This is a genomic window from Dehalococcoidia bacterium (genome assembly GCA_028711995.1).
Classification (GTDB): domain Bacteria; phylum Chloroflexota; class Dehalococcoidia; order SZUA-161; family SpSt-899; genus JAQTRE01.
Window position 1 is genome coordinate 1 of sequence record JAQTRE010000152.1, and the last position, 6,769, is coordinate 6,769.

Consider the following 6,769-nt stretch of genomic DNA (forward strand, 5'->3'; position numbering starts at 1 on the left):
CAGCCGGGCCGCTGCCCTGTTCCGGATCGAGGTTACGGAACGAAGGGATGGTGGGGCTGAGGTAGTGTGGAAAAAGCTGGAGGAATGGCGGGCGTGGGCTGAAGTAAGCGAAGGCTGTTACCTGCTGCGAAGCAATATCGTCGATTGGGATGCCGAACAACTCTGGCGTGCCTACATTCAACTGACCGAGGCTGAGGCTGCCTTCCGCATCCAGAAGGGCGATTTGAGGATCAGGCCCATCTGGCATCAGAAAGAGGAGCGGGTTCAAGCTCATATTTTGGTCTGCTTCCTTGCCTATGTATTGTGGAAGATGCTTGGGCAAATGTGCAAAAGGGCCGGACTTGGCAGCGAGCCCAGAAAGGTGCTCGACGATATTGCCCAAATCAAAGTCGTCGATGTGACCCTCCCGACAAAGCAAGGATTCGTGATTCGCAATCGCTGTATCGCCCAACCGACCAAGGCTCAGGCAATTCTTCTCCAGATGCTTGGGTTGCATCTGCCCCAGCGAATGAGAATTCACGAAAATGTAGTGTAGACTTTACCTTCGGGAGACCCCCCCCAGATTCGAAACTGCGGAAGTTGGGCTAAAGAGGGACGAGGCCAGCTCAATACGAGTTAGGGCTATGCACTTGACTCAACCTACCATCGGAAAAGCGGCGGAAAACCGAAAATGATCAGGAGACGGTCTACTGACCAGATTCGCGTTCCGGTTCAATAAACTGCTGCGACAGGTTTTTCAACCCAGTTCCTGAATCAGGTTGAGTGAAGTGCATAGCCCTAATACGAGTTGACATGGGAAATCACAGATTAACCGAGAATCCCAATGGATCAAGATAAGTTCAAGGAGATTGATTCGATATTCCATCCCGGTTCCATTGCAGTGGTGGGCGTTTCCCAGCATGGGCGAAAATCAGGTAATGCATATGTTACCACTCTTCTAGAAGGCGGTTTCAAAGGTAATCTGTATGCTGTCGGTTCCGCCGGCGGTGACGTATCAGGCGTGCGGATATTCCCATCTCTAAGCTCCATCCCGGAACCCGTAGATTATGTGATTGTCTCTATTCCCAAGCATCAGATTCTCGACCTGCTGGATGAGTGCCACACAAAGCGTGTAAAGGTGGTGCAGATATTCAGCGCCGGATTTTCCGAGTCGGGCGTAGAGGGCCGCGAACTCGAAAGCAGACTGGTGCAAAAGGCTAGAAATCTTGGAATAAGAATCATCGGGCCTAACTGCATTGGCATTGGAAGCTCTGCCAAAAAGATGAGAATAATGTGGCGGCAGATGCTGCCGCATGAACTGGAGGCAGGGAAGGCGGCTTTTCTCAGCCAGAGCGGCGGCAATGCCGGATTTTTCATGGAACTGGGTCTGGCGCGCGGAATCCGTTTTGGCAAGTTGGTTAGCCTGGGAAACGGGAGCGACCTTGACAGTGTGGACTTTCTGGAATACCTCGGCGCCGATCCTGAAACGCAGATAATCGGCGCTTACCTGGAGGGTATGAAGTACGGCAGGAAATTCCTTCAACTTATCAGGGACATATCGCCAGCAAAGCCGATTGTGGTTTTGAAGGGAGGATTTACCGAGGCCGGTGCCAGAACCACGGCTTCTCATACCGCATCACTTGGCGGGTCCGAAGCGATCTGGAAGGCTGGATTGAGACAGTTTGGAGCCATCAATGTAAATTCCATCGAAGAGCTTGCCGATACAATACTGGCTCTGCATCATTTTCCAAAAATCGAGGGAAGGCGAGTGGCGGTCATCTGCGGAGTCATCGGTGCGGGCGGTGCAGCATGCGTTGCCGCGTCCGATGCCTGCGCTCGAGAGGGGCTGCAACTTCCTGTGCTCTCCGGCAAGACGATCACAAGCCTCAAGAGCATCCTGCCTGCAGCCGGCAGCATATTCCAGAATCCGGTAGATTTGGGAGCTGCGAGTGCGGCCTGCCCGGACATTTTTGCTCAAGCGATGAAGTTAGTCTTTGCCGATCCCAATATAGATATGGTCGTGGTGCATTTGCAGGCAAGCCTCGTTTACCATGCCAGAGGCAAGGACCTGCTCGACAACCTATCCGGCATTTTCATGAATCTCAGAAGAACTCAGGCCAAACCATTGATAGTGCTTTCGCAGTCGCCTTTAGCCGCAGATGAGGACAAGGAATTCGAGCAGGTTTGCTGCAATGCACAAATTCCCACTTACCCCTCCTTTCCCAGGCTGGCCAAGGCCATCGCTAATGTAATCTGGTATTGGAATTTTCTGAGTCGGCTTGAGGATGAAAGGCAGTGAAAGCGCAAAAGCTGCGGATTGGCAAGTGCCCCCCGCCCAGGCCAAGGATATTCAGGAAGAATTGGGCGGAGGAATATCCATGAGGGATGATATCGTCAAGTTGAAAGAAGAAGAGATAATCTAGGAAACCTCTGATCCAGTGGTGCAGGAAAAATCAGGTGCCAAGGATCGGGATTCAGGATTCTGTGGGAATCCGCCCTTACCGTGTTCCTCTCCCATCAAGAGGGAAGGTGGCATGAACTCCCGAAGATAGTAAACTGACTTCAGTTAGGAAAAGAGCCGACGTCCTCTGGCATATAGCAGTGACCGAGGCTGGTCAATTGGACCAGCACCGACGGTACACATCCGGCATATTCTGTCTGCACCCTTCCATCCTCAAACCAACGGCAAGGTGGAGCGTTATCAGCAGTCTCTGAAACGAGAAGTGAACCAGTTACCCTATGAGCTTCCCAGCCTGCTGGAACAGGCGATTGCCGACTTCGTCGACTACTATAACTATCGCCGTTACCACCAGGCACTCGGCAACGTCACGCCTGCTGATGTCTTATATGGCAGGAGAGAGCAGATCCTGCAACGCCGAAAGCAGGTGCGGATACAAACACTACACCATCGCAGAGCTTACAACTAGGCCCTCACAGAGCTTATTTCCACCGCCTGAATACCCAAAGGTGTTTGTTCAGAAAGTGTCCCATTTCGCTGATTGACAACACCCGCGGCCACACTCACGGTCCCAAACCGTGCACTCTAACCAGGCTGCGCTACTCCCCGACTTTGGGTTTAGTTTACGATAAAATTAGTGCTGTATTATCAACGTCAGTGTACTGACATGGACGGGCTAAACTAAGCCGCACGACGCGCCGACAACTCAATAAGGCATCGCAGAGGCGCTCAAGGAAAGGGGAACATGGCCGTGAATGTTCTTTGAAGGGTTCTATCTAGGACCTTCAAATTACTCCTCCAGTGAGTTCCAATCTTCTCAGGTTGGGCTGAGGGTACGATGGCAGAACTTTCAAGCTGGCCTTCAGCCCAACGTTCTAGGACCCTATCAGAGTGTCTGTGCCGGACATCTGGCATCATAACTGGTTTGGTGTTCACCCTTGACATCCGACCTCACCACTTTTGAGTTAGTAGCCCAAAGGCTGCATCTGTACGCGGCAGGATCAATGTCTCATAAGAAACAACACCGGGAATATTGGCAAGGTCATTCTTGAGGAATAGCATCAATTCCTCCATATCGCGAAAAATCACGTGTAACAACAGTTTGAATGGGCCGGTTATGATGACCATGTGAGGGATCTTTCTATTCTCAGCCAGAGTATTCACTGCAGAGATAATCTTGCCATTAGAGACTCCCACAAATATCACGGCTTGCATACCGAAGCCAAACGCCGATGGGTTGATAACGCTACGGATCTTTATGATATCGTCATCCATAAGACTTTGCAGCTTTCGTCTTACCGCCTTCCTGCTTATTTGCAGTTTGCTACTGAGGTTAGTGATACTCTCTCTGGGGCACAGCTCTAGCTCTCTTATCAGCTGCAATTCCGATTCATCAACATCCCGATGCGTAGTCTGTCCCACAGCACCGATTTCGCCATTCAGATACATCCAGGAGTTCTTCACAGTTTTCAGGATCATTGCTTCTTCAGTGCGCGTCAGGGCAGGAATGCTGCCTAATTTCAGGTCGACGAAATTGACCAATTCCTGCATATCGCGAAAGACTGCGTAGAGCAGGATGTCGTAACGACCCGTAGTCAGACACACGTATTGAGTATTCTGGAAGGATAACAGATGGTCAGCGACGCTATCCTCCTTGCCGGGGTGCGTATTTACTCCAATGACTGCCCTCGTTGGGAATCCGAGAGTCGCCGGATCAGTTTGCGTAATCATTTTGATCGCGTGTGCTTCAAGCAGTCTCTGGAGTCTCCTTTGAACAGTTGTGGGACTTGTTTTCAATTTAGCCGCGAGGCTTTGCGCGCTTTGTCTGGCATCAGTCTCCAGTTCCATCACCATCCTCAGGTCAAGCCCGTCAAGTTCCAGTTCTGCATGTTTTCGTTCCATTCCACCTCCCTGAAGTGAACCTTCAACCATCGATAGCTCTCCAATGCCATCAGCCGAGTACCTCAGTTCACCTATGTTTTGGTTGCCTGACTTGTCTGGCTAGTGTACCTATACCAACCTTTGAAATCCACGTGCTTGGTGAGTTAGATAGATGATAATCACTCCTCAAACTGATAGCAACATTTGTGCCTAATCTATATTATCACACAATTTTAATCCCCTGGGTCGTCAAACTTGCATCGAACTGGAGGACCGAGGCTTCCTCTCCTAGTGTAGTGTCTCAGCAATGGCTTTACAACGGTTTACCTTTTCCAGAATGACATCAACTTTCTTTGTCCAAACAAATGGCGTTGGATTTTCATTGGTTACCTGGATGTACTCATCAATGGCTTGGATAAGTTCCTGGGTCCTATCGAAAGACCCGCGGCGGATGCGCTTGCGGGTGATCTCTCCGAACCACCGTTCAACCAGATTGAGCCACGATGAGCCGGTGGGTGTGAAGTGAAGATGAAACCTGGGGTGTCTTGCCAACCAGGCCCGGACCTTGGGATGATTGTGAGTCCCGTAGTTGTCCAGGATCGCATGGATATCCAATTCTGCGGGGACTTCTCTGTCCACCGTCCGTAGGAATTTCAGGAACTCGATATGACGATGTCTGGAGAAGCAAGAACCAATGACCTTACCTTCTAGTACATTCAGAGCTGCGAACAAGCATGTCGTTCCATTTCGCTTGTAGTCATGGGTCATGGTTCCGCAACGGCCGCGCTTCATCGGGAGTCCAGGCTGCATCCGATTCAGTGCCTGAATCTGGCTTTTCTCGTCTATGCACAAGATCACTGCCTTGTCGGGAGGGTTAAGATAGACTCCTACTACATCGGTAAGCTTCTCCACAAAGCGCTTATCTTTGGACAATTTGAATGTCTCGACTCGATGGGGCTGCAATCCGTGAGCATCCCATATCCGCTGCACAGTCGACTTGCTCACCCCCTGAGCGCGAGCCATCGATCGCGTCGACCAGTGTGTCTCCCCGGCCGGCTTTGTATGCAACGTCGCTTCCACGATGGCTTTCTCCTTATCGGCATTCAAGCGGCGTGGGCTGGTCCCATGTGGGGCATCAATCGAGATTCCATGGCATCCCTGTTCCTGAAACCTCTTCCTCCAGAGGATCACAGTGGCGCGAGATGTGCCCAACTCCCTCGCAATGGCATTATTCGCCCTCCCTCCTGCCGCCATCAGACAAATCCGTGCGTGCAACACTATCCTCTGCGGAGTCGTTCGCGCTCTAGTCCATACTTCCAAGGTCTTTCTCTGTTCATCCGTCATCGCCAAGGCGTTGGCAGGTTTCCACATACCTCGATGATACCATAAAAGAGGTCTATTGTATAGATATTACGGAGCCGATGCACTAGATCCGATATGTATAAACCCCATATACTGCTATATTGCACTATATAATAGTTGCTTTGGTATTCAACTTAATGTTATAGGTATCGTTACAATCGTAATATGGCTTAGTGTAGTTGACATTGGTCAAAAGCGATGGCATACTTATGATAATAGATCGTACACGATGATCGAACAGTAACCATATAAGGGAAATCGAACAGGGGAGAATGGCATAAGCCCCGATCAGGTATTGGGCGTCCCAGTGCTACGAACAAGAAGGAGGTCAGATCATGGTGATGAAGATGCCAAAAGGTGCGCAAAAGTCATCTCGCTTCGCTAATGGGGAGAGGGCCAAGAAACTCAAGAGCAAGAGGGTTCGCAAGAGCACGATAGTTCAAAGGATAGTTGGCCCGAAGGGTCCGACCACGCAATTCACCTATTTGCCGGGGGTCAGGATTTGCTTTGATACGGCAAGACTCATGACCGAATCTTACCAGTCCACCGAGGGGCAGCATGAGGTTATCAGGAGAGCCAGGGCGATGAATCATATTCTGAGCCACATGACGATCTACATCAGCGATGATGAACTGATCGTGGGGAATATTGCCAGCGATCCCTATGGTCTGCCCATCCATCCTGAACTCCAGTGGAAAGATATGGACAAGGCCCTTAAGCGCGATCTGGCGCACATGGTGGATGAACGCGGCAGGGCCCAGTGGGAGAAAATCCGCGACTACTGGAAAGGAAAAACCATTAATGACCGAGTTCTCTCAATTCTGCCTGATGAGATAAATAAAGTTCTGGGTCCGACGGGCATGACGGAGATGACCTGGGCCGCCCAATGGTCATCACAGAAGGGGTTGGGGTCTCCCAACTATCAAACGCTCTTCGATCTGGGACTGAGTGGAGTCATCGGGAAGGCCGAAGACAGACTGCGCCAACTTGGAGCCGAACTGAAAAACGAGAGTATCTCCGGCGATGAATACATCGATAAGATCAACACTCTTCAGGCAATGATTATCGCCAGCAAGGGGATGATCAAGT

At 50.8% G+C, this 6,769-nt stretch carries 7 protein-coding genes; 5 read left to right on the forward strand and 2 right to left on the reverse strand.

What is annotated here, in order from left to right:
• The 4 genes from PHV74_14120 to PHV74_14135 all read left to right on the forward strand — a co-directional run.
• A partial coding sequence (locus PHV74_14120) for a hypothetical protein (protein ID MDD5095492.1) occupies window positions 1-535 on the forward strand: 535 nt, incomplete at its 5' end.
• Window positions 536-823: 288 nt separating this feature from the next.
• Entirely contained in the window at window positions 824-2,278 is a 1,455-nt protein-coding gene (locus tag PHV74_14125) for a CoA-binding protein (protein MDD5095493.1), read from the forward strand.
• A complete protein-coding gene (locus PHV74_14130) occupies window positions 2,265-2,402 on the forward strand; it encodes a hypothetical protein (protein ID MDD5095494.1) in 138 nt (45 codons plus the stop codon). Before PHV74_14125 ends, PHV74_14130 begins: the two co-directional genes overlap by 14 nt.
• A gap of 231 nt (window positions 2,403-2,633) precedes the next feature.
• Window positions 2,634-2,906, forward strand: coding sequence for an integrase core domain-containing protein (locus PHV74_14135; protein ID MDD5095495.1), 273 nt, complete (start codon window positions 2,634-2,636; stop codon window positions 2,904-2,906).
• A 482-nt stretch (window positions 2,907-3,388) separates the two neighbouring features.
• Here PHV74_14135 and PHV74_14140 read toward each other — a convergent pair whose 3' ends face one another.
• The gene (locus tag PHV74_14140; GenBank protein ID MDD5095496.1) at window positions 3,389-4,339 is read right to left on the reverse strand and encodes an Lrp/AsnC family transcriptional regulator; all 951 of its coding nucleotides are present in this window, start codon (window positions 4,337-4,339) and stop codon (window positions 3,389-3,391) included.
• Between the two features lie 267 nt (window positions 4,340-4,606).
• Entirely contained in the window at window positions 4,607-5,689 is a 1,083-nt protein-coding gene (locus PHV74_14145) for an IS630 family transposase (protein ID MDD5095497.1), read from the reverse strand.
• Window positions 5,690-6,015: 326 nt separating this feature from the next.
• Between PHV74_14145 and PHV74_14150 the strand changes: the two genes are divergently transcribed.
• A partial coding sequence (locus PHV74_14150; protein MDD5095498.1) for a pyruvate formate lyase family protein occupies window positions 6,016-6,769 on the forward strand: 754 nt, incomplete at its 3' end.

Coding starts and splice junctions, on each gene's coding strand:
- PHV74_14125 (MDD5095493.1), top strand. CDS start 824: ATGGATCAAGATAAGTTCAAGGAGATTGATTCGATATTCCATCCCGGT.
- PHV74_14140 (MDD5095496.1), bottom strand. CDS start 4,339: ATGGAACGAAAACATGCAGAACTGGAACTTGACGGGCTTGACCTGAGG.
- PHV74_14130 (MDD5095494.1), top strand. CDS start 2,265: ATGAAAGGCAGTGAAAGCGCAAAAGCTGCGGATTGGCAAGTGCCCCCC.
- PHV74_14145 (MDD5095497.1), bottom strand. CDS start 5,689: ATGTGGAAACCTGCCAACGCCTTGGCGATGACGGATGAACAGAGAAAG.